General features: G+C 61.0%; 24 protein-coding genes. 13 read left to right on the forward strand and 11 right to left on the reverse strand.

The window, feature by feature from the left end:
• Positions 1–2: 2 nt before the first annotated feature.
• The 3 genes from tauA to ACMGG9_RS21895 all read right to left on the reverse strand — a co-directional run bounded on the left by tauA (position 3) and on the right by ACMGG9_RS21895 (position 2,509).
• Entirely contained in the window at positions 3–998 is a 996-nt protein-coding gene (tauA, locus tag ACMGG9_RS21885) for a taurine ABC transporter substrate-binding protein (RefSeq protein WP_004930383.1), read from the reverse strand.
• Between the two features lie 114 nt (positions 999–1,112).
• Positions 1,113–1,895, reverse strand: a complete 783-nt coding sequence (locus ACMGG9_RS21890) for a PhzF family phenazine biosynthesis protein (protein ID WP_096242648.1) — start codon at positions 1,893–1,895, stop codon at positions 1,113–1,115.
• Between the two features lie 11 nt (positions 1,896–1,906).
• A complete protein-coding gene (locus ACMGG9_RS21895) occupies positions 1,907–2,509 on the reverse strand; it encodes a LysE family translocator (protein ID WP_033645257.1) in 603 nt (200 codons plus the stop codon).
• Positions 2,510–2,628: 119 nt separating this feature from the next.
• Here ACMGG9_RS21895 and ACMGG9_RS21900 point away from each other — a divergent pair, with 119 nt between their 5' ends.
• The 3 genes from ACMGG9_RS21900 (at position 2,629) to ACMGG9_RS21910 (ending at position 4,860) form a co-directional block, all read left to right on the forward strand.
• Complete coding sequence (locus ACMGG9_RS21900) at positions 2,629–3,609, forward strand: hydrolase (RefSeq protein ID WP_033645258.1); 981 nt, start codon at positions 2,629–2,631, stop codon at positions 3,607–3,609.
• The gene (locus ACMGG9_RS21905) at positions 3,606–3,839 is read left to right on the forward strand and encodes a YheU family protein (RefSeq protein WP_004930376.1); all 234 of its coding nucleotides are present in this window, start codon (positions 3,606–3,608) and stop codon (positions 3,837–3,839) included. The genes ACMGG9_RS21900 and ACMGG9_RS21905 overlap by 4 nt, the downstream gene beginning before the upstream one ends.
• A 151-nt stretch (positions 3,840–3,990) precedes the next feature.
• On the forward strand, positions 3,991–4,860 hold the full coding sequence (locus ACMGG9_RS21910; protein WP_042785488.1) for a phosphoribulokinase: 870 nt from the start codon (positions 3,991–3,993) through the stop codon (positions 4,858–4,860).
• 38 nt (positions 4,861–4,898) lie between these two features.
• Here ACMGG9_RS21910 and ACMGG9_RS21915 read toward each other — a convergent pair whose 3' ends face one another.
• Positions 4,899–5,306 (reverse strand): OsmC family protein, encoded by a 408-nt coding sequence (locus tag ACMGG9_RS21915; protein ID WP_025304517.1) that lies wholly within the window; start codon positions 5,304–5,306, stop codon positions 4,899–4,901.
• Positions 5,307–5,688: 382 nt separating this feature from the next.
• Here ACMGG9_RS21915 and crp point away from each other — a divergent pair, with 382 nt between their 5' ends.
• Both crp and ACMGG9_RS21925 read left to right on the forward strand, forming a co-directional pair.
• Positions 5,689–6,321: a cAMP-activated global transcriptional regulator CRP gene (gene crp / locus ACMGG9_RS21920; protein ID WP_004090925.1), complete on the forward strand. Its 633-nt coding sequence runs from the start codon at positions 5,689–5,691 to the stop codon at positions 6,319–6,321.
• Between the two features lie 50 nt (positions 6,322–6,371).
• Positions 6,372–8,450 (forward strand): YccS/YhfK family putative transporter, encoded by a 2,079-nt coding sequence (locus tag ACMGG9_RS21925; RefSeq protein WP_072626832.1) that lies wholly within the window; start codon positions 6,372–6,374, stop codon positions 8,448–8,450.
• Between the two features lie 40 nt (positions 8,451–8,490).
• Here the strand turns inward: ACMGG9_RS21925 and argD are convergent, their stop codons facing one another.
• From argD to ACMGG9_RS21940, 3 genes are all read right to left on the reverse strand, one after another.
• Positions 8,491–9,708: a bifunctional acetylornithine/succinyldiaminopimelate transaminase gene (gene argD / locus ACMGG9_RS21930; protein WP_099784999.1), complete on the reverse strand. Its 1,218-nt coding sequence runs from the start codon at positions 9,706–9,708 to the stop codon at positions 8,491–8,493.
• 131 nt (positions 9,709–9,839) lie between these two features.
• A complete protein-coding gene (locus tag ACMGG9_RS21935) occupies positions 9,840–10,415 on the reverse strand; it encodes an aminodeoxychorismate synthase component II (RefSeq protein ID WP_033645386.1) in 576 nt (191 codons plus the stop codon).
• Between the two features lie 72 nt (positions 10,416–10,487).
• Entirely contained in the window at positions 10,488–12,011 is a 1,524-nt protein-coding gene (locus ACMGG9_RS21940; protein ID WP_033645261.1) for a helicase HerA-like domain-containing protein, read from the reverse strand.
• Between the two features lie 218 nt (positions 12,012–12,229).
• Here ACMGG9_RS21940 and ACMGG9_RS21945 point away from each other — a divergent pair, with 218 nt between their 5' ends.
• Together ACMGG9_RS21945 and ACMGG9_RS21950 are read left to right on the forward strand one after the other, a co-directional pair.
• On the forward strand, positions 12,230–12,499 hold the full coding sequence (locus ACMGG9_RS21945; RefSeq protein WP_042785491.1) for a hypothetical protein: 270 nt from the start codon (positions 12,230–12,232) through the stop codon (positions 12,497–12,499).
• 17 nt (positions 12,500–12,516) lie between these two features.
• Complete coding sequence (locus tag ACMGG9_RS21950; RefSeq protein WP_182265722.1) at positions 12,517–12,795, forward strand: type II toxin-antitoxin system RelE/ParE family toxin; 279 nt, start codon at positions 12,517–12,519, stop codon at positions 12,793–12,795.
• Here the strand turns inward: ACMGG9_RS21950 and btsR are convergent, their stop codons facing one another.
• The 3 genes from btsR to ppiA all read right to left on the reverse strand — a co-directional run bounded on the left by btsR (position 12,796) and on the right by ppiA (position 15,931).
• The gene (gene btsR / locus ACMGG9_RS21955; protein WP_046688553.1) at positions 12,796–13,521 is read right to left on the reverse strand and encodes a two-component system response regulator BtsR; all 726 of its coding nucleotides are present in this window, start codon (positions 13,519–13,521) and stop codon (positions 12,796–12,798) included.
• Positions 13,521–15,206, reverse strand: coding sequence for a sensor histidine kinase (locus tag ACMGG9_RS21960; RefSeq protein ID WP_213588141.1), 1,686 nt, complete (start codon positions 15,204–15,206; stop codon positions 13,521–13,523). The genes btsR and ACMGG9_RS21960 overlap by 1 nt, the downstream gene beginning before the upstream one ends.
• A gap of 155 nt (positions 15,207–15,361) precedes the next feature.
• Entirely contained in the window at positions 15,362–15,931 is a 570-nt protein-coding gene (gene ppiA / locus ACMGG9_RS21965; protein WP_033636286.1) for a peptidylprolyl isomerase A, read from the reverse strand.
• Positions 15,932–16,284: 353 nt separating this feature from the next.
• Between ppiA and ACMGG9_RS21970 the strand changes: the two genes are divergently transcribed.
• The 4 genes from ACMGG9_RS21970 (at position 16,285) to tsgA (ending at position 20,356) form a co-directional block, all read left to right on the forward strand.
• A complete protein-coding gene (locus tag ACMGG9_RS21970) occupies positions 16,285–16,623 on the forward strand; it encodes a PTS lactose/cellobiose transporter subunit IIA (protein ID WP_025304525.1) in 339 nt (112 codons plus the stop codon).
• Positions 16,620–17,927, forward strand: coding sequence for a 6-phospho-beta-glucosidase (locus tag ACMGG9_RS21975; RefSeq protein WP_033645265.1), 1,308 nt, complete (start codon positions 16,620–16,622; stop codon positions 17,925–17,927). Before ACMGG9_RS21970 ends, ACMGG9_RS21975 begins: the two co-directional genes overlap by 4 nt.
• A gap of 72 nt (positions 17,928–17,999) precedes the next feature.
• Positions 18,000–18,980 (forward strand): LacI family DNA-binding transcriptional regulator, encoded by a 981-nt coding sequence (locus tag ACMGG9_RS21980; RefSeq protein ID WP_033645266.1) that lies wholly within the window; start codon positions 18,000–18,002, stop codon positions 18,978–18,980.
• Positions 18,981–19,171: 191 nt separating this feature from the next.
• Positions 19,172–20,356: an MFS transporter TsgA gene (tsgA, locus tag ACMGG9_RS21985; protein WP_025304528.1), complete on the forward strand. Its 1,185-nt coding sequence runs from the start codon at positions 19,172–19,174 to the stop codon at positions 20,354–20,356.
• 54 nt (positions 20,357–20,410) lie between these two features.
• On the opposite strand, the gene ACMGG9_RS21990 is transcribed toward tsgA, so the two are convergent.
• Positions 20,411–21,691 (reverse strand): cytosine deaminase, encoded by a 1,281-nt coding sequence (locus ACMGG9_RS21990; RefSeq protein ID WP_172644558.1) that lies wholly within the window; start codon positions 21,689–21,691, stop codon positions 20,411–20,413.
• A 290-nt stretch (positions 21,692–21,981) separates the two neighbouring features.
• On the opposite strand from ACMGG9_RS21990, the gene nirB reads away from it, so the two are divergent.
• The gene (nirB, locus tag ACMGG9_RS21995) at positions 21,982–24,531 is read left to right on the forward strand and encodes a nitrite reductase large subunit NirB (protein ID WP_122004517.1); all 2,550 of its coding nucleotides are present in this window, start codon (positions 21,982–21,984) and stop codon (positions 24,529–24,531) included.
• Complete coding sequence (gene nirD / locus ACMGG9_RS22000; protein WP_101452747.1) at positions 24,528–24,854, forward strand: nitrite reductase small subunit NirD; 327 nt, start codon at positions 24,528–24,530, stop codon at positions 24,852–24,854. The genes nirB and nirD overlap by 4 nt, the downstream gene beginning before the upstream one ends.
• Positions 24,855–24,886 lie beyond the last annotated feature (32 nt).

Consider the following 24,886-nt stretch of genomic DNA (forward strand, 5'->3'; position numbering starts at 1 on the left):
CCTTACGACTGCGGCGCAGCCTGCACCTGTTTCACAAAACGGTCGGTCACATAAGCGCTGTAATCGCTGTCGACCTGCGGGATCTTGCCCTGCTGCTTGAGGAATTCGGCGGTATCGCGGATCGCCTTGTCCACCGGCTGGCCGAGTTGGGCGACCTGATCCGCCACCGGCAGATAACGGTTCCCCTTCACCAGCTCCGGCACCTGCGCTTCCGGCACGCCGCTCAAGCGCGCCAAGGTGCTGAGATGGCTCGGATCTTTCAGCCACTGTTCCGGCGCTGCCAGGTAGGCCTTCTGCGCCTGCAGGGCGCTGGCGGCAAAGGCGGTCACCACGTCGGGATGTTTCTCGGCGAAGTCTTTGCGCACCACCCACACGTCCAGGGTTGGCGAACCCCATTCGCCCACCTGCGCGGAGTCGGTCAACACCTTGCCCTGTTTGGCCAGTTCGTTGACCACCGGCGCCCAGACGTAGGCGCCGTCGATGTCGCCGCGCTGCCAGGCGGCGGCGATGGCCGGCGGCTGCAGATTGAGGATCTTCACCTGTTCAGGCTTGATGCCCCAATGTTTGAGCGAGGCCAGCAGGCTGTAATGAGTCGTAGAAATAAACGGCACCGCGATGCGCTTGCCGATCAGATCCTGCGGGCTTTTGATGTCATTCTTCACCACCAGCGCTTCGGAACTGCCGAGCTGCGAGGCGATGAGGAACACTTCGATGGGGAGTTTTTGGCTGGCGGCCACCGCCAGCGGGCTGGAGCCGATATTGCCGATCTGCACGTCGCCGGAGGCCAGCGCGCGCAACACGCTGGAGCCGCTGTCGAACTTACGCCAGTCGACGGTCGCACCGGACTGTTTGGCGAAGCTGTTTTCCGCCTGCGCCACCTTGGCCGGCTCCGCCGACGTCTGGTACGCCACGGTGACGTCCACCGCATAGGCGCTGGCCGCGCTGAGCGACAGCGCCAGCAGCGCCGCGTTGCGTAAAGAAAAGAGTTTGCCCGCCATGTTCCGCTCCGTTGATAAAAATCTGTTCAGTTGCTGACAGTTTTATCTGAGCGATGACGGGCGATAAAAGAATAAAAAAGTCTTCTTTATTACCTTAGGTAATATTAAAGCGAATCACAGCACGATCGTCCCGCGCAAGAACACGTGAGCGTAGCCGCCGAGCAACGTGCGGTCCCCTTGCAGTTCGCAGAACAGCTCGCCGCCGCGCGCCGAAATCTGCCGGGCGTGCAGCCGATGGCGGCCGAGACGCGCCGTCCAGTAAGGCATCAACGTACAATGCGCGGAACCGGTCACCGGATCCTCGCCGCCGTCGAGCGTGAAATAGCGCGAAACGAAGTCCACGGTGTCACCCGGCGCGGTGACGATCACCGCGCGGCCGGCCAATGCGATCAGCGCCGGGATGTCCGGGCGCAGCGCGCGCACCTGCGCCTCATTTTCCACCACCGCCAGCAGCGCTTTCGCCTGCCACACTTCCTGCGGCTGCACGCCCAGCAGCGCCGCGAGGCCCGCCGGTTCGGCGACTTTCTGCGGCGGCCTGGCGGGGAAATCAAGCACCAGCCGCTCCCCGTCCCGCTCATCGCGCTTGACGAACAGCTCGCCGCTGGCCGATCTGAAGCGAATATCCTTCAGCGCCGGGTTAACCGCGCTGAACATCACATGCGCCGCCGCCAGCGTGCCGTGGCCGCAAAGATCGACCTCACGCTCCGGGGTAAACCAGCGAATGGCGGTCATGTCGCCGTCATCCCAGACAAAGCTGGTTTCCGGCAGGCCGATCTCGTTGGCGATCGCCTGCAGCCGCTCCGTCGGCAGCGGCTGCGTCAGCAGGCAGACCCCGGCCGGGTTGCCGCGCAGCCCCTCACCGGTAAAGGCGACCACGTGATAATAGTTTTCCGCCATCGTTCCGCTCCTTAATGCCAAATCAGTAATACACAGGCTGCAGTCAGCAGCCCCATGGAAACGTTGAAGATAATCCAGGCCTTTTTGCTGCGCAGCAGGCGGCCGATCACCGTGCCGAACGCCAGCCAGATAACGCCGGCGACGATGTTGACCGCCAAAATGCCCAGCGCGATCGCCGCAATGGAACCGTTGTACTTATCGCCCGCCAGACTGAAGCTCGCCACCGCGCCCAGCGCCATCAGCCAGGCTTTCGGGTTGAGGAACTGCAACAGCCAGCCCTGATACAGCCGCACCGGCTGCGGCGGCGCCACGTCGGTTTCCAGCTTTTCATAGGCGGCGGTGGCGACTTTCCACGCCAGCCACAGCAGGTACAAACTGCCGAGGATTTTCAGGATCAGGTGCAGCGACGGGTAAACCAGGATCAGGCTGCCGACGCCGAAGGCCACCAGCAGCAAAATGCTTTGCATGCCGAGCATGATGCCGATCATCAGCCACAGCGAACGCATAAAGCCGAAATGAGCGCCGGAGGTGGTCAGCAGCAGGTTATTGGGGCCAGGCGTGATGGCGGCGACCCACAGGAAGCCCAGCATCGAAAGGAATAAACTCGGTTCCATGGCACGGGTGCTCCTCACCCAAGGCGCTTTTTTGCAGTATCATTGTCAGTTATTGGTATTGAAGCTAACAGTGCGCCTGGGATCTCACAATAGTCGCCAACAACATTTTTACTCCGCCTATGCATGACGTCTTTCGCCCCCTGACCGGGGCCAGTAACCCGCACCTGCAAACGCTGTTGCCGCGGCTGGTGCGCCGCCGCGTGTTATTGAAACCGCATTGGCAACGGCTGGAATTGCCCGACGGCGATTTCGTCGATCTCGCCTGGAGCGAGGATCCGGCGCAGGCGCGCGACAAACCGCGCGCGGTGCTGTTCCACGGTCTGGAGGGCAGCTTCTACAGCCCCTACGCGCATGGCCTGCTCAACGCCTGGCGCGAACGTGGCTGGCTCGGGGTGGTGATGCACTTTCGCGGCTGCAGCGGCGTGCCCAACCGCAAACAGCGCATCTACCACTCCGGCGAAACCGAAGACGCGCGCTTCTTCCTGCGCTGGCTGCGCGACAGCTACGGCGAGGTGCCAACCGCGGCGGTAGGCGTTTCACTCGGCGGCAACATGCTGGCCTGTTATCTGGCGCAGCAAGGCGCCGACAGCCTGCTGCAGGCGGCGGTGGTGGTCTCGGCGCCGCTGATGCTGGAGCCCTGCGCCTACCGCATGGAGCAAGGCTTCTCCCGCGTCTATCAGCGCTACCTGTTGGGGCAGCTGAAACAAAACGCCACCCGCAAACTGTTGCACTACCCGGACACCCTGCCGCTCAAGCTGTCACAGCTGAACGGGTTGCGGCGCATCCGCGAATTCGACGACGCCATCACCTCGCGCATTCACGGCTTCAGCGACGCCACCGATTATTATCGCCGCTGCAGCGCCCTGCCGCTGTTGCCGGCGATCCAAACGCCGCTGCTGATCATCCATGCGAAGGACGATCCCTTCATGACCCATGAGGTGATCCCCGACGTCGCCGGCCTGCCGCGCAATATCGAATATCAGCTGACCGAGTTCGGCGGCCACGTCGGCTTTGTCGGCGGCACGCTGAAAAAACCGCACATGTGGCTGGAGCATCGCATTCCGGCCTGGCTTTCCCCTTATCTGGACATCCCGACGTGATCATTCCCTGGCAAGAACTGGCAACCGACACCCTGAACAGCCTGATCGAATCCTTTGTGCTGCGTGAAGGCACCGATTACGGCGAGCACGAACGATCGCTGGAGCAGAAGGTGGAGGACGTGCGCCGCCAGCTGAAAAACGGCGAGGTGGTGCTGGTGTGGTCGGAACTGCATGAGAGCGTCAACATCATGCCGCGCGGTCAGTTCCGCGCCGGGCAGGAAGAAATTTAGTGGCGCCCGGTTCTATGACTGACGGAAAAAATCAGGTAACAATGGGACATTGCAAACCAGCGCGCGCCATTTTTTCCTGACATAGAGAGCGTCAACAAGAGCCACAATAATCCCCTGACGCCGGCGCATTCAACACGGAGTGACAACCACCATGTCTGCCAAACATCCCGTTATCGCGGTGACCGGTTCCAGCGGCGCCGGCACCACCACCACCAGCGTGGCGTTCCGCAAAATCTTCCAACAGCTCAACATTCGCGCCGCCGAGCTGGAGGGCGACAGCTTCCACCGCTACACCCGGCCGGAAATGGACGCGGCGATCCGCAAGGCGCGCGATCTGGGCAGACACATCAGCTATTTCGGCCCCGAGGCCAACGACTTCGGCCTGCTGCAGCAGAGCTTTATCGAGTACGGCAAAAACGGCACCGGCCGTTCGCGCAAGTACCTGCACACCTACGACGAAGCGGTGCCCTACAATCAGGTGCCGGGCACCTTCACCCCGTGGGAGCCGCTGCCGGCGCCGACCGACGTGCTGTTCTACGAGGGGCTGCACGGCGGTGTGGTCACCGAGCACCATGACGTGGCCAACCACGTCGATCTGCTGGTCGGCGTGGTGCCGATCGTCAACCTGGAGTGGATCCAGAAGCTGATCCGCGATACCGGCGAACGCGGCCACTCCCGCGAGGCGGTGATGGATTCGGTGGTGCGTTCGATGGAAGACTACATCAACTACATCACGCCGCAGTTCTCGCGCACCCACATCAACTTCCAGCGCGTACCGACGGTGGATACTTCCAACCCGTTCGCCGCCAAAGCCATCCCCTCACTGGATGAAAGCTTCGTGGTGATCCACTTCCGCGGGCTGGATCAGATTGACTTCCCCTATTTGCTGGCGATGCTGCAGGGCTCGTTTATCTCGCACATCAATACGTTAGTGGTGCCGGGCGGCAAGATGGGGCTGGCGATGGAGCTGATCATGGCGCCGCTGGTGCAGCGGCTGCTGGAAGGCAAGAAGATCGAATAAACGCGTTGAGCGCGGCGGCAGGCCGCGCTCCGTCTCGATTACGCCGGCTGGCGGATCTCGAAGCTGTGGGTCACCGTGGCGGCCTTGTTGAGCATCAGCGCCACCGAGCAGTACTTCTCCGCCGACAGGTTCACCGCTCGCTCTACGATTTTGTCGGTCAGATCCTGGCCGGTGACGATGAAGTGCAGGTTGATATGGGTGAACAACCGCGGGGCTTCTGCACGGCGCTCGGAGGTCAGCTTCACCTCGCAGTCGCGCACGTCGTTGCGCCCTTTTTGCAGGATGGACACCACGTCGATCGCGCTGCAGCCGCCCACCGACATCAGCACCATCTCCATCGGGCTGGGCGCTTTATCGCCGGCGTTGCCGTCCATCAGCACCTGGTGGCCGGAGGCCGATTCACCCAAAAACGTTAACCCTTCTACCCACTTAACTCTTGCCTGCATTCTGGTCACTCCGGTTGATTTCTTAAAATCAGAGTACGCTTTCGCATAGAAACAGGCAACGTAACCTGATGCTAATCATGCTGAAGCGAGACAACACGAGACACCCGCCTTACTCTGTGCTACAAACAGAGCCGCAATAAATCTTTCCGGGACACTGAATTTCAGGGAAACGCCCAGAGAAAGGCTCCTTTACCGGTATGTTAACAGAATGTAGCTTGCAGCGCTTACGGCAAGTTAATATGCTAGAGCGACAGCGTATTTTTATGACACGCCTCAAAACTTGCCGGTAGCCCTCGCTCATGACTGCGGCTACAGGCGGGTTTTACAGGGAACTCTGACCCCTGTGACACAAGGCAGCGATAACAACAGAGGATAACAGCGAATGGTTCTCGGCAAACCGCAAACAGACCCTACTCTCGAATGGTTCCTGTCTCATTGCCATATCCACAAATATCCATCGAAGAGTACGCTGATTCACCAAGGTGAAAAGGCCGAAACGCTTTACTACATCGTGAAAGGCTCCGTCGCGGTGCTGATCAAGGATGAAGAAGGTAAAGAGATGATCCTGTCCTACCTCAACCAGGGGGATTTCATCGGCGAGCTCGGATTGTTCGAAGAAGGTCAGGAGCGCAGCGCCTGGGTTCGCGCCAAAACCGCCTGTGAAGTGGCCGAAATTTCCTACAAGAAATTCCGCCAGCTGATCCAGGTGAACCCGGACATCCTGATGCGTCTGTCCGCCCAAATGGCGAGCCGCCTGCAGGTCACTTCCGAAAAAGTGGGCAACCTCGCCTTCCTGGACGTCACCGGCCGCATCGCGCAAACCCTGCTGAATCTGGCGAAGCAACCCGACGCCATGACTCACCCGGACGGCATGCAGATCAAGATCACCCGCCAGGAAATCGGCCAGATCGTCGGCTGCTCGCGTGAAACCGTTGGCCGTATTCTGAAAATGCTGGAAGACCAAAACCTGATTTCCGCCCACGGCAAAACCATTGTCGTCTACGGCACCCGTTAATCCCTGAAGAAACGGCGCAATCTGCGCCGTTTTTTTGTCTGCTCTCTGCCATGTGGCGCCGCCTGATTTACCACCCGGAAGTCAACTACGCACTGCGACAAACGCTGGTGTTGTGCCTGCCGGTGCTGTTTGGCCTGCTGATTGGCCAGCTGCAGCTCGGCCTGATGTTCTCTCTGGTGCCCGCCTGCTGCAATATCGCCGGTCTGGACACGCCGCATAGGCGCTTCTTTAAACGGCTGATCGTCGGCGGTACGCTGTTTGCCCTCAGCAGCCTGCTGCTGCAACAAGCCCTGCTGTGGCACGTGCCGCTGCCGGCGCTGATGCTGGGCCTGGCACTGCTGCTCGGCGTCACCGGCGAAATCAGCCCGCTGCACGCCCGGCTGTTGCCGGCGGCGTTGGTGGCCGCCATCTTCTCCCTCAGCATGGCCGGCACCGTGCCTCTCTGGCAGGCGCCGCTGCTGTACGCGATCGGCACCGCCTGGTACGGCTTATTCACCTGGTTCTGGTTCCGGCTGTGGAAAGAGCAGCCGATGCGCGAGACGCTGAGCCAGCTCTATCTGGAACTGGCGGACTACTTCGAAGCCAAATACTCGCTGCTGACTCAGCACACCGATCCGCAGACCGCGCTGCCGCCGCTGCTGGTGCGCCAGCAAAAGGTGATGGATCTGATCAGCCTGCTGTACCAACAGCTTAATTTCCTGCCGCACGCCAACAACCTCGATCAAAAGCGTCTGCAACGCGCCTTTCAGGTGGCGATGGATCTGCAGGAGCACATCACCGTCAGCCTGCACTTGCCGGAGGAAGTACAAAAACTGATGGAGCAGAGCCAGGCCGAAGCGATCATTCGCCGCAACGCTCAGGTGATCGCCGGGCGGCTGCGCGTGGTGGCGCACGATATTCTCTACCATCAACATTCGAAGCGCTTTTCCATGACGCACGAACTGGCGGCGCTGGAAAAAATGGCGGCGCAGCATCCCGACAACCCGGTCGGCCAGTTTTGTTACTACCATTTCAGCCGCATTGCCCGCCTGCTGCGCACCCAGCATCCGCTGTACCGCCGCGATTTGATGCCCAGCCAGCATCGCCTGCCGTTTTGGCCGGCGTTGGCCAGCTACCTGTCGTTCAAATCCACGGCGCTGCGCAACGCCGCGCGGCTGGGGGTGACGCTGGCGGTCGGCAGCAGCCTGGGGGCGGTATTCAATCTGCCGAAGCCGTACTGGATACTGCTCACCATCATGCTGGTGAGCCAAAACGGCTATAACGCCACCCGGGTGCGTATTCAGCACCGTGCGCTCGGCACGATCGCCGGTCTGTTGTTGGCGGCCGGGCTGTTGCAGCTGCAGTTACCGGAAGCAGAAACACTGAGCATCATGCTGATGATCACGCTGCTGGCCTACCTGGTTTCGCGCAAGAACTACGGGCTGTCGGTGATTGGCTTTACGGTCACGGCGGTTTACACCTTGCAGCTGCTGGCGCTGAACGGCTCGCATTTTTTGGTGCCGCGTCTGATCGATACGCTGATCGGCTGCGTGCTGGCGTTCGGCGGCACCATTTGGCTGTGGCCGCAGTGGCAAAGCGGGCTGCTGCGCAAGAATGCCCATCAGGCGCTGGAAAACGATCAAGCCGCGCTGCGGCTGATGCTGAAGCAACCGGAGCCGGACGCCACCGCGTTGGCCTATGCCCGCATGCAGGTCAACCAGGCGCACAATGCGCTGTTCACTTCGCTCAATCAGGCGATGCAGGAACCGGGGTTCGCCTCGAACTATCTGGCGGACATGCGGCTGTGGGTCACTCACAGCCAGTTCATCGTCGAACACCTGAACGCCATGACCATCCTGGCGCGCGAGCACTACATGCTGACGCCGAAGCTGGCGGAAGCGTATCTGCAAACCTGTGAAATCGCGCTGCAAAGCTGCCAGCAGCGGTTGGAATACGACGGCCCGAGCAGTGACAACAGCGGCATCATGCAGCCGCCGGATCTGCATCCGGAGATGCCCGTCACCGAGATGGAACGTCATTTGCGGCGTATTCTGTCGCACCTGAGCGTCATGCACACCATTTCGTCGCTGGCCTGGCGCCAGCGCCCGCACCACGGCATCTGGCTCAAGCGTAAACTGCGCGATCAATAAGGGCGCGGCATGCCGCGCCCCGTTCTTCGCCGCAGGTGCTTCAGGCGTTGATCACATCCTGCACCGCCAGCTCGAACAGCGCCATGCCGGCCTCGATGTCCTGCAGCTCCACCACCAGCGACGGCGCAAAGCGGATCACGTTCGGCCCGGCGTTGAGGATCATCAGCCCACGCGCGGCGGCGGCGGTGAGGAAATCGCGCGCTCTGCCGTGATAATGCGGCGTCAGCTCGGCGCCGATCAGCAACCCCATGCCGCGAATGGCGGTGAAAATACCGTATTTATCGCCGATATTCTGCAAAGCCTGCACATACAGCGCATGGCGCTGCTCGATGCCGCTCAGCACCTCCGGCGTATTGATCACATCCAGCGCTGCCTCCGCCACCGCGCAGGCCAGCGGGTTGCCGCCGTAGGTGGTGCCGTGAGTGCCCACCTGCATCACCGACGCAATCTCTTCGGTAGTCAGCATGGCGCTCACCGGGAAACCGCCGCCCAGCGCCTTGGCGGTGGTGAGAATGTCCGGCGTCACGCCATAATGCATATAGGCGAACAGCTTGCCGCTGCGCCCCATGCCGCTTTGCACTTCATCGAACACCAGCAGCGCCTGATGTTGGTCGCACAGTTTGCGCACGCCTTTAAGGAAGTCGGCGTCGACCGGCGTAATGCCGCCCTCGCCCTGAATCGGCTCCATCACCACCGCGCAGGTGTGGTCGTCCATCACCGCTTTCACCGCCGCCAGATCGTTGAACGGCACGTGCACGATGTCGGCCGGCTTCGGCCCGAACCCGTCGGAATATTTGGCCTGCCCGCCCACCGACACGGTGAACAGCGTGCGGCCGTGAAACGCGTTATAAAAGGCGATGATTCTGGTTTTATAGGGGCTGTGGCGGGTGATGGCGTAATGACGCGCCAGTTTGAACGCCGCCTCGTTGGCCTCCGCGCCGGAGTTGGCGAAGAACACCCGATCGGCGAAGGTGGCGTCGATCAATTTGCTCGCCAGGCGCAGCGCCGGTTCATTGGTGAAGACGTTGCTGGTATGCCACAGGGTTTCCCCCTGACGTTTGAGCGCCTCGACCAGCGCCGGGTGGCAGTGTCCCAGCGCCGTCACCGCGATGCCGCCGGAAAAATCGATGTACTCTTTTCCCTGCTGATCCCAGACCCGGCTGCCTTGGCCGCGCACCGGCACAAACTGGGCGGGTGCATAAACAGGCAGGATCACCTGGTCAAAGGTGCTGCGGCTCACTGCGGATTTGTCAGTCATTTTCGGCTCCACCCTGAAGGTTTTTCAGCGCTATCGCGATGTTATAATGAAAATATAATCACGAAATATGCATAAAAAAACACTAAAGCGCAAATGCAAAACGCCTGACGGGCGAAAAAAATGCGAAGGGATTAACGCCTGAGAAAATTGTCCAACAGCTGATGGCCCTGCTCGCTGAGCACGCTTTCCGGGTGGAACTGCACCCCTTCCAGCGCCAGCGTGCGGTGGCGGATGCCCATGATCTCGTCGCGCACGCCGTCGCGTTCGCTCCAGGCGGTCACTTCAAAGCAATCCGGCAGCGTATCGGCTTTCAGCACCAGCGAATGGTAACGCGTCACGGTCAGCGGATCGCTCAGGCCGCGAAACACGCCGACGCCCAGATGGCGAATCGCCGAGGTTTTGCCGTGCATCACCGCGCGGGCGCGCACCACCTCGGCGCCGAACGCCTGCCCCAGCGCCTGGTGCCCCAGGCACACGCCGAGGATCGGCAGCTTGCCGGCGAAATGACGAATGGCGGCCAGCGAGATGCCCGCTTCGTTCGGGGTACAAGGGCCGGGGGAAATCACCAGATGCTGCGGCGCCAGCCGCTCGATATCGGCCAGCTGCAGCTCATCATTGCGCTTCACCACCACCTCGGCGCCCAACTCGCAGAAGTACTGGTAAAGGTTATAGGTAAAGGAGTCGTAGTTATCGATCAGCAGCAGCATGTTAGGTCCGGCAGAGAAAAACGCCGCCATAGTTTACTGATTTAACCCGCCGCTGCCGACGATAATTTCCGCTTACTTTTTACGGCCGCCGGTGATCGAGCCCAGTACGCCGCGCAGGATCTGCCGGCCGAGATCGCGCGCCATGCTCTTGGCAGCGGTCTGGACGATGCCGTCGCGTTTGCCGCCGCGCGGGCCGGTGGAACCGAACAGCAGCTCGTTCAATCCGTCCATCAGGCCGCCACCCGTCTGTTGCTGCGCTTGCGCCTGCGGTTGCTGCCCCTGCTGCGCAGTGCCGACGGTGGCGAAGCCGCCCGACGACAGCTTCTCGTAGGCGGACTCGCGGTCAATCATGTCTTCATAGCGGCCATACAGCGGCGACTTGTTGATCGCGCTGTTCAGCCCTTCCGCGCCGAGCATGCCCATTTTGGATTCCGGCGCGATGACCATCGCCCGCTCCACCACGTTCGGCCGGCCCTTCTCGTCGAGGAATGACACCAGCGCTTCGCCCACGCCCAGCTCGGTGATCGCCGTTTCGGCATCGAAGGCCGGATTGGCGCGCAGGGTTTGCGCCGCCGTTTTCACCGCCTTCTGATCGCGCGGCGTGAAGGCGCGCAGCGCATGCTGTACGCGGTTGCCCAACTGGCCCAGCACGCTGTCCGGGATATCCAGCGGGTTCTGGGTGACGAAGTAAATGCCGACGCCTTTGGAGCGGATCAGGCGCACCACCTGTTCGATCTTGGTCAACAGCGCCGCCGGCGCGTCGTTGAACAGCAGGTGCGCTTCATCGAAGAAGAACACCAGCTTCGGCTGTTCAGGGTCGCCCACTTCCGGCAGATGTTCAAACAGCTCGGCCAGCAGCCACAGCAGGAACACTGAATACAGCTTCGGCTGATTGATCAGCTTGTCCGCCGCCAGCAGGTTGATCACGCCATGACCGTTGGCGTCGGTTTTCATCAGATCGTTGATGTCCAGCATCGGCTCGCCGAAGAACTGGTTGGCGCCCTGCTCTTCCAGCGTCAGCAACCCGCGCTGGATGGCGCCGATCGACGCGGCAGAGATGTTGCCGTACTGAGTCTGGAATTGTTTGGCGTTATCGCCGACGAACTGCACCATGGCGCGCAGGTCTTTCATGTCCAACAGCAGCAGCGCGTTGTCATCGGCGATTTTGAACACCAGCTGCAGCACGCCGCTTTGCACCTCGTTCAGATCCAACAGGCGCCCCAGCAGCAGCGGCCCGAGATCGGAAATGGTGGCGCGGATCGGATGCCCCTTTTCGCCGTAAATATCCCACGGGATAATGGTGCAGGCCTGTGGCTGCCAGTCGGTGACGCCGATCGCCGCCAGGCGCGCCTGCAGCTTCTCGGAAGGTACGCCCTCGGCGCCGATGCCGGACAGATCGCCCTTCACGTCCGACAGGAACACCGGCACGCCGATGCGCGAGAACTGTTCGGCCATTTTTTGCAGCGTCACCGTCTTGCCGGTGCCGGTTGCCCCGGTAATCAACCCGTGGCGGTTGGCCAACGCCGGCAAAATCACCAGATCCTGTTCCGGTTTTCCGTCTTTCATCGCCTTGGCGATAATCCGTGGTTCACTCATTTTCTGTTCCTTTGACGCTGACGCGGCGCGAAACGCGCCTGTTGATGCAATAAAGCTATAAGCGCCGCGTAACCCCGTCAAGGACAAACAAAAAGGGCGCCGTTGGAGCCTGATGAATTCAGATTGCGCTTAACGCCAGAGCCTCCGAGCGTCCTTGCTTGAACAATAAAGCAGCGGTGTTATAGTGAATATTACGCTGTATATACGAGGTAAATACCATGCCTGAATCTACCGTGGTAATCCGCGTGGATGAAGAGTTAAAAACCGCTTTTGCCAGCGCGGCAAAGGCCGCCGACCGCACGGCTTCACAACTGCTGCGCGATTTCATGCGCGAGTTTGTCAGCCGCCAGGCTCAGCAGGAAGAATACGACCAGTGGCTGAGGGAAAAAGTCGAGGTGAGCCGCAAGGCGTTGCGTGAAGGCAAGTTCGCCGACGATGAAGAGGTCGCCGCTTATTTCGCCGAACGCAGAGCTAAATCAACGCGATAAACCACAAAAGGACTTTTGTGAAACTGATATGGACGGAACCCGCCATCGCCGATCGTCTGGCGATTTATGAATGGTTGGAACTTAAAAACCCGGCCGCCGCCGCGGAAAATGATGTAAAAATCGCTGACGCGGCGGCACGCCTCGTGCATCATCCCGCCAGCGGAAAAACGGGTCGGATAGCCGGCACGCGCGAGTTGGTCATCTCTCCGTCCTATCTGCTGGTCTATGAATGGGCTGCTCAGCGCGTCATCATATTGGCCATCGTGCATACCCGCCGCCGGTGGCCACCCGTATAGTCACCCCCGCAGCCCCAGTTGCTCCTTCAGCGCTTTCAAATAGCGCCGGCTGACCGGCACCGGATCGCCGGCGGACATGATCATCTCCGCCGCGCCGCCTTCTTCGAAGCGGATCTCGCGCACCTGCTCCAGGTTGACCAAATACTGCCGATGGCAGCGCACCAGCGGCGTACGGCTTTCCAGCGTGCGCAGCGTCAATTCGGTGAAACACTCCATGCCGTCGCTGCGCACCACGAATACCCCGCTCAGTTTGGAACGGATCGCCAGCACCTCGTCGAACCGCAGCAGATAGATGCGGCTGTGGCCGGTGCAGGGAATGTATTTCAGGTAACCGGCGCTCTCATCCAGCGCCGTCACGTCCTGCGGCGCACTGCGCTGCCGCAGGCGTTGCAGCGTCTTGCTCAGCCGCTTCGGCTCCGCCGGCTTCAGCAGATAGTCGAAGGCGTGCTCCTCGAACGCCTGCACCGCGTATTCGTCGTAGGCGGTCAGAAACACGATGTGCGGCATCCGATTGGGATCCAGCATGCCGACCATTTCCAACCCGCTGATGCGCGGCATTTGAATATCGAGAAACACCACGTCCGGCTGCAGCCGGTGGATCTGGCTGATGGCTTCGATGGCGTTGGCGCATTCGCCGATGATCGCGATCCCCGCTTCGGCCTCCAGCAGATGGCGCAGGTTGTCGCGCGCGGAAGGCTCATCGTCAACAATCAGTGCGTTTAACATCAGGCGGCCCTCTCCATGGGAACATTGAGCGTAATGCGGGTATAGGCGTCCGGCCGGCAATCCACCTGCACGCCATAGCCTTCGCCGTAGCGCACGCGAATGCGTTTATCCACCAGATTCATACCCAGCCCGCTGCAGTTCGGTTTCGGCTGGAACAGCCCGGCGTTGTCCGTCACCTGCAGCAGCAGATGCTCGCCTTCGCAGCAGGCGCCGATTTCGATGCGGCCCACGCCCAACAGATGCGAGGTGCCGTGCTTGATGGCGTTCTCGACGATCGGCTGCAGCGAAAACGCCGGCAGCCGCGCCGCCAGCAGCGCCTCGGGCAGCGATACCGCAATCTCCAGCCGATCGGCGAAACGCGCTTTCTCGATCTGCAGATAGGCGTTCACATGTTCTATCTCGTCCGCCAGGCTGACTTCATCATCCGAGCGCTTGAGGTTTTTGCGAAAGAAGGTCGAAAGGGACTGCACCAACTCGCAGGCGCGCTCGCCATCACGGCGGATCACCGCCACCAGCGTATTCAACGCATTGAACAGGAAATGCGGGTTGACCTGCGCATGCAACAGCTTGATCTCCGACTGCGCCAACAGCTGCTTGTGGCGCTCGTACTGTCCGGCCATGATCTGCGCCGACAGCAGGCTGGCGATGCCTTCGCCCAGCGTGCGGTTGATGGTGCTGAACAGCTGGCTTTTCGGTTCGTACAGCTTGATGGTGCCGATGACCTGCTGGTTTTCGCCGCGCAGCGGGATCACCAGCGTCGATCCCAGCTTGCAGGCCGGATTGATCGAGCAGCAGTAAGAGAGCTGGTTGCCGTCGGCGTACACCACCTCGTTGTTGTCGATGGCGCGATGCGAATGCACCGAGGCGATCGGCGTCCCCGGCAGGTGGTGATCGTCGCCGATGCCGATAAACGCCAACAGCTTGTCGCGATCGGTGATCGCCACCGCGCCGATGCCCAGTTCCTGATAAATCACCCGGGCGACCTTCATGCTGTTTTCCTGATCGAAGCCCTGCCGCAGGATGCCCTCGGTGCGCTCGGCGATTTTCAGCGCCTTGGAAGAGAAAGCGCTGGTGTATTTCTCGAACATCGCGCGCCGATCCAGCAGGATTTGCATAAACATCGCCGCGCCGACGGTATTGGCGATCATCATCGGCAGCGCGATGTGTTCCACCAGCTGCAACGCCTCGTTGTAAGGGCGCGCCACCGCCAGAATGATCGCCATCTGCAACACTTCCGCCACCAGCGCCACGCCGCCGACGAACAGCGGATTGAACAGCAGCTCGATGCGCCCGCGGCGCATGGCGATGCTGTGTACGATGCCGCCGACCAGGCCTTCCGACACCGTGGAGATCGCGCAGGCCACGTCGGTCATGCCGCCGAGCGTATACCGGTGCAGGCCGCCGGTCAGCCCGACCAGAAAGCCTACCGACGGCCCGCCGAGCAAGCCGCCCAGGACCGCGCCTATCGCGCGGGTATTGGCGATCGAATCCTGAATGTGCAACCCGAAATAGGTGCCCATGATGCAGAACACCGAGAAGATCACGTAACACAGCAGCTTGTGCGGCAGGCGAATGGTCACCTGCATCAGCGGGATAAACAGCGGGGTTTTGCTCAGCAGATAGGCGATGACGAGATAGACGCACATCTGCTGCAACAGCAACAGCACCTGGTTAAATTCATACATGGCAGCAACTCATCCAGAGACAACAAAGGGCGAACGCCGGATTTCCGGTCTGGTTATTGTCTGCCGATTAGAGCATGGGGCGCGGGAGAAAACAGTGATGAAGGCAAGGCTTCGTGAGGAAGGACGGCCGACCCCGGCGGGATCGGCCAAAAAACTTACGGCAGCACCTTGGCCGACAGAATCACCACCGGTTTGGTCGGCACATTCTGGTAAGGGCCGACGTTGCCGGTCGGCACCTGAGCGATCTTGTCCACGACGTCCATGCCTTTCACCACTTTGCCGAACACGGCGTAGCCGAAGTCACGCTGGCCGTGATCCAGGAAGGCGTTATCGGCCACGTTCAGGAAGAACTGGCTGGTGGCGCTGTCCTTGTCGGCGGTGCGCGCCATCGAAATGGTGCCGCGCAGGTTGCGCAAGCCGTTGTCGGCTTCGTTCTTGATTGGCGCCTTGGTGGATTTCTGCTGCATGTCAGCGGTGAAACCGCCGCCCTGAATCATAAAGCCAGGGATCACGCGGTGGAAAATGGTGTTGTTGTAGTACCCGCTGTTCACGTAATCGACGAAATTCTGGGTGGAAACCGGTGCCTTCTGACTGTCGAGCGCCAACTCGATATTCCCTGCCGAGGTGGTCAGCATGACATGGGTTTCACCGGCGGCGAGCGCCGCTGGCGCCATCGCTGTCAGGGAACACAGCGCGACGAAGGTCACTAAAGTACGTTTGAACATTAACGGGTCCTTTCTCTGAGAGACAAACAACGGAAAAGCGCTTTGATTCTAAAGAGCTGTATCGGCAAGTGCCAGCCATTTACCTATATTTACCCAATTACGGGACATATCCTAGGTGGCCCTGAATTTTGCTGCGGAAAGTATGGGCGCAGAAGGCTTTTTTGCCAACCGCGTCACGCATTTTTTGCCCAGCGCCGCCCCGGGGCGTTTTTTGCGATCTACCTCCCAGTTTGCACACCCGTTGCCGTTACCCTATATAAATGAGAGCGCTCTCATTATAAAAAGAACGGATACTGAGGTATCCCACGGCGGCGTCGCCGCGCAACCCCTGGAGAAATGACGTGAGTGAATTGATGACTGAAGTCAGCCCCGAGTTTGAAAGCACCATCATGGAACTGCTGGTGTTCTCCGGCAGCGCGCGCAGTAATGCGTTGATGGCGCTGCGGCAAGCGCGCGCCGGTGACTTCGCCGCCGCGGCCAAACACATGGTCGAATCCAAAGAGTGGGTGAAGAAGGCGCACCTGATCCAGACCGAGCTGATCGGCCTGGACGAAGGCTGCGGCAAGCTGGCGATCAACCTGATCACGGTACATGCGCAGGATCATCTGATGAACGCCATGGTGATCCAGGATCTGGCCGACGACATGATCGAGCTCTATCGCCGTCAGTCGCAAACGGAGGGCCGCTCATGAGCACGCTCAAAATCGCGGTGATTGGCGGTGGCAGCAGCTACACTCCCGAACTGGTCGATGGGCTGATCCAACGCATCGATGAGCTGCCGGTCACCGAACTGGCGCTGGTGGACGTCGAGCCAGGCCGCCAAAAGGTGGAAACCATCGCCGCCCTGACCCGCCGCATGCTGGCGCGCCACGGGCTGGAACAGGTGAAGGTCAGCGTGCACTTCGCGCTGGACGAAGCGATTCGCGGCGCCGCTTTCGTGCTGACCCAGTTCCGCGTCGGGCAACTGCCGGCGCGCGCCGCCGACGAACGGCTGGGCCTCAAATATCAGCTGCTCGGCCAGGAGACCACCGGCGTCGGCGGCTTCGCCAAAGCGCTGCGCACCATTCCGGTAATGCTGGATATCGCCCGTCGGGTGGAAAAGCTGGCGCCGGACGCCTGGATCATCAACTTCACCAACCCGGCCGGCATCGTCACCGAGGCGGTGTCCCGCTTTACCAAAGCGAAGATCATCGGCCTGTGCAACGTACCGATCAGCATGCATCACATGATCGCCAACATGCTGCAGGCGCCTTACGCCGACGTGCAGCTGCGGTTCGCCGGTTTGAACCACATGGTCTGGGTGCATCAGGTCACGCAGCAGGGGCGCGACGTCACCGGCAACGTGATCGACATGCTGTGCGACGGCGCGGCGCTGACCATGAACAACATCAAGGAAGAGCCCTGGCAGCCGGACTTCCTGCGCGCGCTCGGCGCCATCCCCTGCCCGTACCACCGCTATTTTTACCAGACCCGCGAGATGCTGGCGGAAGAGATGGCCGCCGCCGGCGAGCGCGGCACCCGCGCCGAGCAGGTGATGCAGGTAGAAAAAGAGCTGTTCGAGCTGTATGCCGATCCGCAGTTGAACAGTAAGCCGGAGCAGCTCAGCTTCCGCGGCGGTTCTTTCTATTCCGAAGTTGCGCTGGAGCTGATCCGTGCTATCCATAATAATCTCGGCACGCAATTAGTGGTCAACACCGCAAACCGCGGCGCAATCCATGGCCTGCCGGACGATGCTGTGATAGAAATCAACTGTATCGTCGATGCTCAGGGCGCGCATCCGCTGACCTTCGGCCCGCTGTCGGAACCGATGCAGGCGCTGACGCAGCAGGTGAAAGCCTACGAACGCCTGACCATCGAGGCCGCGGTGCACGGCGATCGCCGCAGCGGCTTGCTGGCGCTGATCGCCAACCCGCTGGTGGGCAACGCTAATCTGGCGCAGCCGTTGCTGGACGAGGTGTTGACGATAAACGCGCCGTATTTGCCGCAGTTCAGGTAAGCGCCTGCGCGCGGTATGACAGGGGTTCGGCGCGCCGAACCCATTTTTTTAGCCGTAATCAGGAGTTGGACGATGGTGACACTGGAAGATGTCGCGGCGCTGGCGGGCGTATCGCGCGCCACCGTATCGCGGGTAGTGAACGGCGACAGCAACGTCAAAGCGCCGACCCGCGAGAAGGTTGAGCGCGCCGTCGCCCAGCTCGGTTACACCCCCAACCCGGCGGCCCGCGCGCTCGCCTCCAGCCATAGCAATACCCTCGGGTTGGTCACCACGTCGTATCGCGGCGGCTTCTTCGGCGCGCTGATGGACTTCGTGCAAACCGAGGCCGAATCCCACGGCAAGCAGCTGCTGGTGACCCAGGGCCGCAACAGCGCCGAAAACGAATGGCAGGCGGTGCAGCGGCTGTTCAGCCTGCGCTGCGACGGCGTGATCCTGCACGTGCGTTTTCTCAGTGACGATCGGCTGCGCCAGCTGGCGGCGGAGCAACGTCATTTCGTGTTGCTCGATCGTCTGGTGCCGGGGCTGGAAGACCGCTGCGTCACCTTCGATCATCCGCTCGCCAGCCGCATGGCGACCCAGCAACTGCTCGACGCCGGACACCGGCGCATCGCCTGCATCAGCGGGCCGCGCGAGCGGCCGTCGAGCCGCCTGCGGCTGCAAGGGTTTGAAGAGGCGATGCAGGCGGCGAATATCGAGCCGGTGGCCTGTCTGGAGGGCGTTTACGATCTGGAAAGCGGTTACCGCTGCGCCGATCGCCTGTTGCGGCAGGCCGCGCCGCCCAGCGCCATCTACTGCTGCAACGAAGAGATGGCGATCGGCGCCCTGCTGGCGATCAACGAGCACCGCCTGCGGGTGCCGCAGGATATCTCCTTGATCTGCTACGACAGCGGCGAACGCGCGCCCTTCGTCCGCCCGGCGTTGAGCAGCGTACACTTTCCCATCAGCGAGATGGCGCAATACGCGGCGCGCAGGTTGATCGATCCCGCCACCCCGACGCACCGTTTTGAGCCGACGATCATCAACCGTGATTCCATTGTGACGGTACGCAAATAGATCACAATAATGCGTATCATCCCTTCATGGGTTGCATCAAAAAATCGACAGCCATCACAAAAAATCCCGTTGTCTGTGCTAGGATCCGCCCCCTGGTGGCCTGAACGGGACTTTTTTCTGCGTTTGCCAGGAAAAGCCAGCGGCCTTATGCCAGTTTTAAAACCTCTAACAGACATATTCAGGCCTATATAATGAATGACAGTAACCGCATACGGCTTACCTGGATCAGCTTCTTTTCGTACGCGCTGACCGGTGCTTTAGTGATCGTCACAGGGATGGTGATGGGAAACATTGCAGAGTACTTTAATCTGCCGGTTTCCAGCATGAGTAACACCTTTACTTTCCTCAACGCCGGCATTTTGATTTCGATCTTCCTCAATGCCTGGCTGATGGAAATCATCCCGCTGAAGCGTCAGCTGATCTTCGGCTTTGTCCTGATGGTGCTGGCGGTGGCAGGGCTGATGCTCGGCAAGAGCCTGACCATGTTCTCGCTGTGCATGTTTATCCTTGGCGTGGTTAGCGGCATCACCATGTCGATCGGCACCTTCCTGATCACCCACATGTATGCCGGCCGCCAGCGCGGTTCACGCCTGTTGTTCACCGATTCCTTCTTCAGCATGGCCGGGATGATTTTCCCAATCGTCGCCGCCATGCTGCTGGCTCGCCATATCGGCTGGTACTGGGTTTATGCCTGCATCGGCCTGCTGTACGTGGGGATCTTCGTGCTGACCCTGTGCTCCGACTTCCCGGTGCTGGGCAAGAAAGGCGCCGACGCCGGTCAACCGGTCGAGAAAGAAAAATGGGGCATCGGCGTGCTGTTCCTGTCGATCGCCGCGCTGTGCTACATCCTTGGCCAGCTGGGCTTCATTCAGTGGGTGCCTGAGTACGCCACCAAGTCGTTCAACATGGACATCGGCCAGGCCGGTAAGCTGGTGAGCGACTTCTGGACCTCATACATGGTCGGCATGTGGGTGTTCAGCTTCATCCTGCGCTTCTTCGATCTGCAGCGCATCGTTACCGTGCTGGCCGCGCTGGCCACCGGCGCGATGTACCTGTTCGTCAGCACCGACAATCCGGAGCACCTGGGCTACTACATCATGGCCCTGGGCTTCGTTTCCAGCGCCATCTACACCACGCTGATCACCCTCGGCTCGCTGCAGACCAAGGTCTCCTCGCCGAAGCTGGTCAACTTTATCCTGACCTGCGGCACCATCGGCACCATGCTGACCTTCGTGGTCACCGGCCCGATCGTGGCGAAAGGCGGGGCGCACGCGGCGCTGACCACCGCCAACGGCCTGTACCTGGCGGTGTTCGTGATGTGTCTGCTGCTGGGCTTCGTGACCAAGCACCGCAGCCACGGTCACGTAACGCACTGATTTCTTCGCATCAAATACATCAAGGGCGCCCGCAAGGCGCCCTTTTTTTGCGCCTTAGCGCCGAAAATCCACCGTCTCATCCTGCTGCAGATGCAGCGTGGTTTCCGCCGGCCGCGTTTCGGCGATCACCGCGCCCTGGCGAATCGAATAACGCACCGGCGTCTGGCGGCGCACCGCGTCGAAACCGCTTTCCGCCGGCAGGATCACCAGGTTGGCGCTGTTGCCGGCCGCCAGGCCGTAGTCGCTCAGGTTAAGAGTGCGCGCGCTGTGGCTGGTGATCAGCTTCAGCCCGTCGTCGATTTGGCCATAGCCCATCAGCTGGCACACGTGCAGCCCCATATGCAGCACCTGCAGCATGTTGGCGGTGCCGAGCGGATACCAGGGATCGAACACATCGTCGTGGCCGAAGCAGACGTTGATCTCCGCCTCCAGCATCTCCTTCACCCGCGTCACGCCGCGCCGTTTTGGGTAGCTGTCGAAACGCCCCTGCAGGTGAATGTTCACCAGCGGGTTGGCGACGAAGTTGATGCCGGACATTTTCAGCAGGCGGAACAGCCGCGAGGCGTAAGCGCCGTTGTAAGAGTGCATCGCCGTGGTGTGGCTGGCGGTGACTTTCTCCCCCATCTCCAGCTTCAGCGCCAGCGCCGCCACGGTCTCGACGAAACGCGATTGCTCATCGTCAATTTCATCGCAGTGCACGTCCACCAGCCGATCGTATTTTTGCGCCAGCGCGAATGCCTTGTGCAGCGACTCCACGCCGTACTCGCGGGTGAACTCGAAATGCGGAATGGCGCCCACCACGTCGGCTCCCAGCCGCAGCGCTTCTTCCAGCAATGCTTCGCCGTTGGGATAGGAAAGGATCCCCTCCTGCGGGAAGGCGACGATCTGCAGCGTTACCCAGGGCGCCACCTCCTGCTTAACTTCCAGCATGGCGCGCAGTGCGGTCAGCGTGGGATCGGAAACGTCGACGTGGGTGCGCACATACTGCACGCCGTTGGCGATCTGCCACTTGAGCGTTTGCCAGGCGCGTTGCTTGACGTCTTCATGGGTCAACAAGGCTTTGCGTTCTGCCCAGCGCTCAATCCCCTCAAACAGCGTGCCGGACTGGTTCCAGGCCGGCTGGCCGGCGGTTTGGGTGGTATCCAGATGAATATGGGGTTCGACGAATGCCGGCAGCGCCAGCCCGCCCTGCGCATCCAGCACGTCGCTGCGCCACTCCTGCCCTTCCGGCTGCGGCACCAGATGCGCAATGCGCCCCTGTTCTATCGCCAGTTGCCACAATCCTTCATGCCCGCTTAAATGCAGGTTGTCGATAAACTTCAATGGACGTTTCACCACCCTTCACCTCTGCCGTTGCGCTGGTTTTCTTCATCATACTGGCAGCGGATCGCGCTGACAAAGTCGCCGTTGCATGCCGGCCTGCGCGTCTACTCCCAGCGGGGTAGTTGGTGCGCGACCTGACTCGCTTCAGCTAAAGGTGAATAAAATCCGCAGCTTATCAAAAAACGTGGAAAATCATTCATATACCACGTTGTGGGTATATAAAGGCGCGATTGATTTGCATCAATAAATTGCCCCTCGGGAGGGATAAGGTAAGCCTAGGAAACCCGAATTTTGAGGCAATAATGAGCAGAGTCAAACTTGCCGTGATCGGCAATGGCATGGTCGGCCACCGGTTCATCGAAGATCTGTTGGATAAAGCAGACAAAGACCTATTCGACATCACCGTGTTTTGCGAAGAGCCGCGCATCGCTTACGATCGCGTGCATCTCTCTTCCTATTTCTCGCACCATACCGCCGAAGAACTGTCGCTGGTGCGCGAAGGCTTTTACGAAAAGCACGGCGTGAAGGTGCTGATCGGCGAACGCGCCATCACCATCAATCGCGACGAGAAAGTCATCCACTCCAATACCGGACGCACCGTCTATTACGACAAGCTGATCATGGCCACCGGCTCCTATCCGTGGATCCCGCCGATTAAAGGCTCGGATAGCCAGGACTGCTTCGTTTACCGCACCATCGAAGACCTGAACGCCATTGAAGCCTGCGCGCGCCGCAGCAAACGCGGCGCGGTGGTCGGCGGCGGGCTGTTGGGGCTGGAAGCCGCCGGCGCGCTGAAAAGCCTCGGGGTGGAAACGCACGTGATCGAGTTCGCTCCGGTGCTGATGGCCGAACAGCTCGACCCGATGGGCGGTGACCAGCTGCGCCGCAAGATCGAGCGCATGGGCGTCAAGGTACACACCGGGAAAAACACCCAGGAGATCGTCAACGGCGGCGGCACGGCGCGCAAAACCCTGCATTTCGCCGACGGCAGCCTGCTGGAAGTGGATTTCATCGTTTTCTCCACCGGCATCCGCGCCCAGGACAAGCTGGCGCGTCAATGCGGACTGGAGATCGGCCGCCGCGGCGGCATCGCCATCAACGACTGCTGCCAGACATCGGATCCGGACGTGTACGCCATCGGTGAGTGCGCCGCCTGGCGCGATCGCACCTTCGGCCTGGTGGCGCCGGGTTACAAAATGGCGCAGGTGGCCGCCGATCACCTGCTGGGCCGCGAAAACGGCTTCCAGGGCGCCGATATGAGCGCCAAACTGAAACTGCTGGGCGTAGACGTCGGCGGCATCGGCGATGCCCACGGCCGCACCGAGGGCGCCCGCAGCTACGTTTATCTGGATGAGAGCAAAGAGGTCTACAAACGCATCGTGGTCAGCGCCGACAACAAAACCCTGCTCGGCGCAGTGTTGGTCGGCGATACCAGCGATTACGGCAACCTGCTGCAGCTGGCGCTGAACGGCATCGCGCTGCCGGAAAACCCGGACGGCCTGATCCTGCCGGCCCATGCGGGCAGCAAGCCGGCCATCGGCGTGGATTCGCTGCCGGAAAGCGCGCAGATTTGCTCCTGCTTCGACGTCAGCAAAGGCGACATCATCCGGGCAGTCAACCAAGGCTGCCACACCGTGGCGGCGCTGAAAGCCGAAACCAAGGCCGGCACCGGCTGCGGCGGCTGCATCCCGCTGCTCACCCAGGTGTTGAACGCCGAGCTGAGCAAGCAAGGCATCGAGGTCAACCACCACCTGTGCGAACACTTCGCCTATTCACGCCAGGAGCTGTTCCACCTGATCCGCGTCGAAGGCATCAAGTCGTTCGAGGCGTTATTGGCCAAATACGGCAAAGGCTACGGCTGCGAAGTCTGCAAACCGACCGTCGGCTCGCTGCTGGCCTCGTGCTGGAACGAATACATCCTCAAACCGCAGCACACGCCGCTGCAGGATACCAACGACAACTTCCTCGGCAATATCCAGAAAGACGGCACTTACTCGGTGATACCGCGCTCCGCCGGCGGCGAAATCACCCCGGACGGCCTGCTGGCCATCGGACAGATCGCCAAGGAGTACAATCTTTACACCAAAATGACCGGCTCGCAGCGCATCGGCATGTTCGGCGCGCAGAAAGACGACCTGCCGGCCATCTGGCGCAAGCTGCTCGCCGCCGGCTTTGAAACCGGGCACGCATACGCCAAGGCGCTGCGCATGGCGAAAACCTGCGTCGGCAGCACCTGGTGCCGCTATGGCGTCGGCGACAGCGTCGGTTTCGGCGTCACGCTGGAACATCGCTACAAAGGCATCCGCACCCCGCACAAAATGAAATTCGGCGTCTCGGGCTGTACCCGGGAATGCGCCGAAGCGCAGGGCAAGGACGTCGGCATCATCGCCACCGAAAACGGCTGGAACCTGTATGTTTGCGGCAACGGCGGCATGAAACCGCGCCACGCCGACCTGCTGGCCGCCGATCTCGATAGCGAGACCCTGGTGCGCTACCTTGACCGTTTCATGATGTTCTATATCCGCACCGCCGATAAGCTGCAGCGCACCTCGGTATGGCTGGAGAGCCTGGAAGGCGGCATCGATTACCTGCGCAAGGTGATCGTTGACGACAAGCTCGGCATCAACGAGCAGCTGGAAGCGGATATCGCCCGCCTGCGCGAGGCAGTGATCTGCGAGTGGAAAGAAACCGTCGAGCACCCGGAAACGCAGCTGCGCTTCGCCCACTTCATCAACAGCCCGCTGCGCGATCCGAACGTGCAGGTGGTGGCCGAACGTGACCAACACCGCCCGGCGCGCCCTGACGAGCGCATTGCCGTCACCCTGATCGACACCGAGGAGAGCCAAGCATGAGCCAGTGGATTACCGTTTGCCCCATCGCCGACATCCTGCCCGGCACCGGCGTGTGCGCCCTGATCGGCGATCGGCAGGTGGCGGTGTTCCGCCCCTATGCCGACGAACAGGTGTTCGCCATCAGCAATATCGACCCGTTCGCCCAGGCCAGCGTGCTGTCGCGCGGGCTGATCGCCGAGCATCAGGGGGAGTTGTGGGTCGCCAGCCCGCTGAAGAAACAGCGTTTCCGCCTGTACGATGGCCACTGCCTGGAAGATGACAGCCGCTCCGTCGCCAGCTTCACCAGCCGGGTGGTCGACGGCATCGTGCAAGTCGCGCCATAACCTTTCGGGGGCGCATCCCGCCCCCACGCCGA

Origin of the sequence: Serratia sp. BNK-10 (assembly GCF_047456065.1) — a bacterium.
GTDB classification, from domain to species: domain Bacteria; phylum Pseudomonadota; class Gammaproteobacteria; order Enterobacterales; family Enterobacteriaceae; genus Serratia; species Serratia ureilytica.

What these genes read in the sequence shown, in the direction of transcription:
- tauA (WP_004930383.1), bottom strand. Translation starts at nt 998, where the DNA reads ATGGCGGGCAAACTCTTTTCTTTACGCAACGCGGCGCTGCTGGCGCTG.
- ACMGG9_RS21890 (WP_096242648.1), bottom strand. Translation starts at nt 1,895, where the DNA reads ATGGCGGAAAACTATTATCACGTGGTCGCCTTTACCGGTGAGGGGCTG.
- ACMGG9_RS21895 (WP_033645257.1), bottom strand. Translation starts at nt 2,509, where the DNA reads ATGGAACCGAGTTTATTCCTTTCGATGCTGGGCTTCCTGTGGGTCGCC.
- ACMGG9_RS21900 (WP_033645258.1), top strand. Translation starts at nt 2,629, where the DNA reads ATGCATGACGTCTTTCGCCCCCTGACCGGGGCCAGTAACCCGCACCTG.
- ACMGG9_RS21910 (WP_042785488.1), top strand. Translation starts at nt 3,991, where the DNA reads ATGTCTGCCAAACATCCCGTTATCGCGGTGACCGGTTCCAGCGGCGCC.
- ACMGG9_RS21915 (WP_025304517.1), bottom strand. Translation starts at nt 5,306, where the DNA reads ATGCAGGCAAGAGTTAAGTGGGTAGAAGGGTTAACGTTTTTGGGTGAA.
- crp (WP_004090925.1), top strand. Translation starts at nt 5,689, where the DNA reads ATGGTTCTCGGCAAACCGCAAACAGACCCTACTCTCGAATGGTTCCTG.
- ACMGG9_RS21925 (WP_072626832.1), top strand. Translation starts at nt 6,372, where the DNA reads ATGTGGCGCCGCCTGATTTACCACCCGGAAGTCAACTACGCACTGCGA.
- argD (WP_099784999.1), bottom strand. Translation starts at nt 9,708, where the DNA reads ATGACTGACAAATCCGCAGTGAGCCGCAGCACCTTTGACCAGGTGATC.
- ACMGG9_RS21935 (WP_033645386.1), bottom strand. Translation starts at nt 10,415, where the DNA reads ATGCTGCTGCTGATCGATAACTACGACTCCTTTACCTATAACCTTTAC.
- ACMGG9_RS21940 (WP_033645261.1), bottom strand. Translation starts at nt 12,011, where the DNA reads ATGAGTGAACCACGGATTATCGCCAAGGCGATGAAAGACGGAAAACCG.
- ACMGG9_RS21945 (WP_042785491.1), top strand. Translation starts at nt 12,230, where the DNA reads ATGCCTGAATCTACCGTGGTAATCCGCGTGGATGAAGAGTTAAAAACC.
- btsR (WP_046688553.1), bottom strand. Translation starts at nt 13,521, where the DNA reads ATGTTAAACGCACTGATTGTTGACGATGAGCCTTCCGCGCGCGACAAC.
- ACMGG9_RS21960 (WP_213588141.1), bottom strand. Translation starts at nt 15,206, where the DNA reads ATGTATGAATTTAACCAGGTGCTGTTGCTGTTGCAGCAGATGTGCGTC.
- ppiA (WP_033636286.1), bottom strand. Translation starts at nt 15,931, where the DNA reads ATGTTCAAACGTACTTTAGTGACCTTCGTCGCGCTGTGTTCCCTGACA.
- ACMGG9_RS21970 (WP_025304525.1), top strand. Translation starts at nt 16,285, where the DNA reads ATGACTGAAGTCAGCCCCGAGTTTGAAAGCACCATCATGGAACTGCTG.
- ACMGG9_RS21975 (WP_033645265.1), top strand. Translation starts at nt 16,620, where the DNA reads ATGAGCACGCTCAAAATCGCGGTGATTGGCGGTGGCAGCAGCTACACT.
- ACMGG9_RS21980 (WP_033645266.1), top strand. Translation starts at nt 18,000, where the DNA reads ATGGTGACACTGGAAGATGTCGCGGCGCTGGCGGGCGTATCGCGCGCC.
- tsgA (WP_025304528.1), top strand. Translation starts at nt 19,172, where the DNA reads ATGAATGACAGTAACCGCATACGGCTTACCTGGATCAGCTTCTTTTCG.
- nirB (WP_122004517.1), top strand. Translation starts at nt 21,982, where the DNA reads ATGAGCAGAGTCAAACTTGCCGTGATCGGCAATGGCATGGTCGGCCAC.
- nirD (WP_101452747.1), top strand. Translation starts at nt 24,528, where the DNA reads ATGAGCCAGTGGATTACCGTTTGCCCCATCGCCGACATCCTGCCCGGC.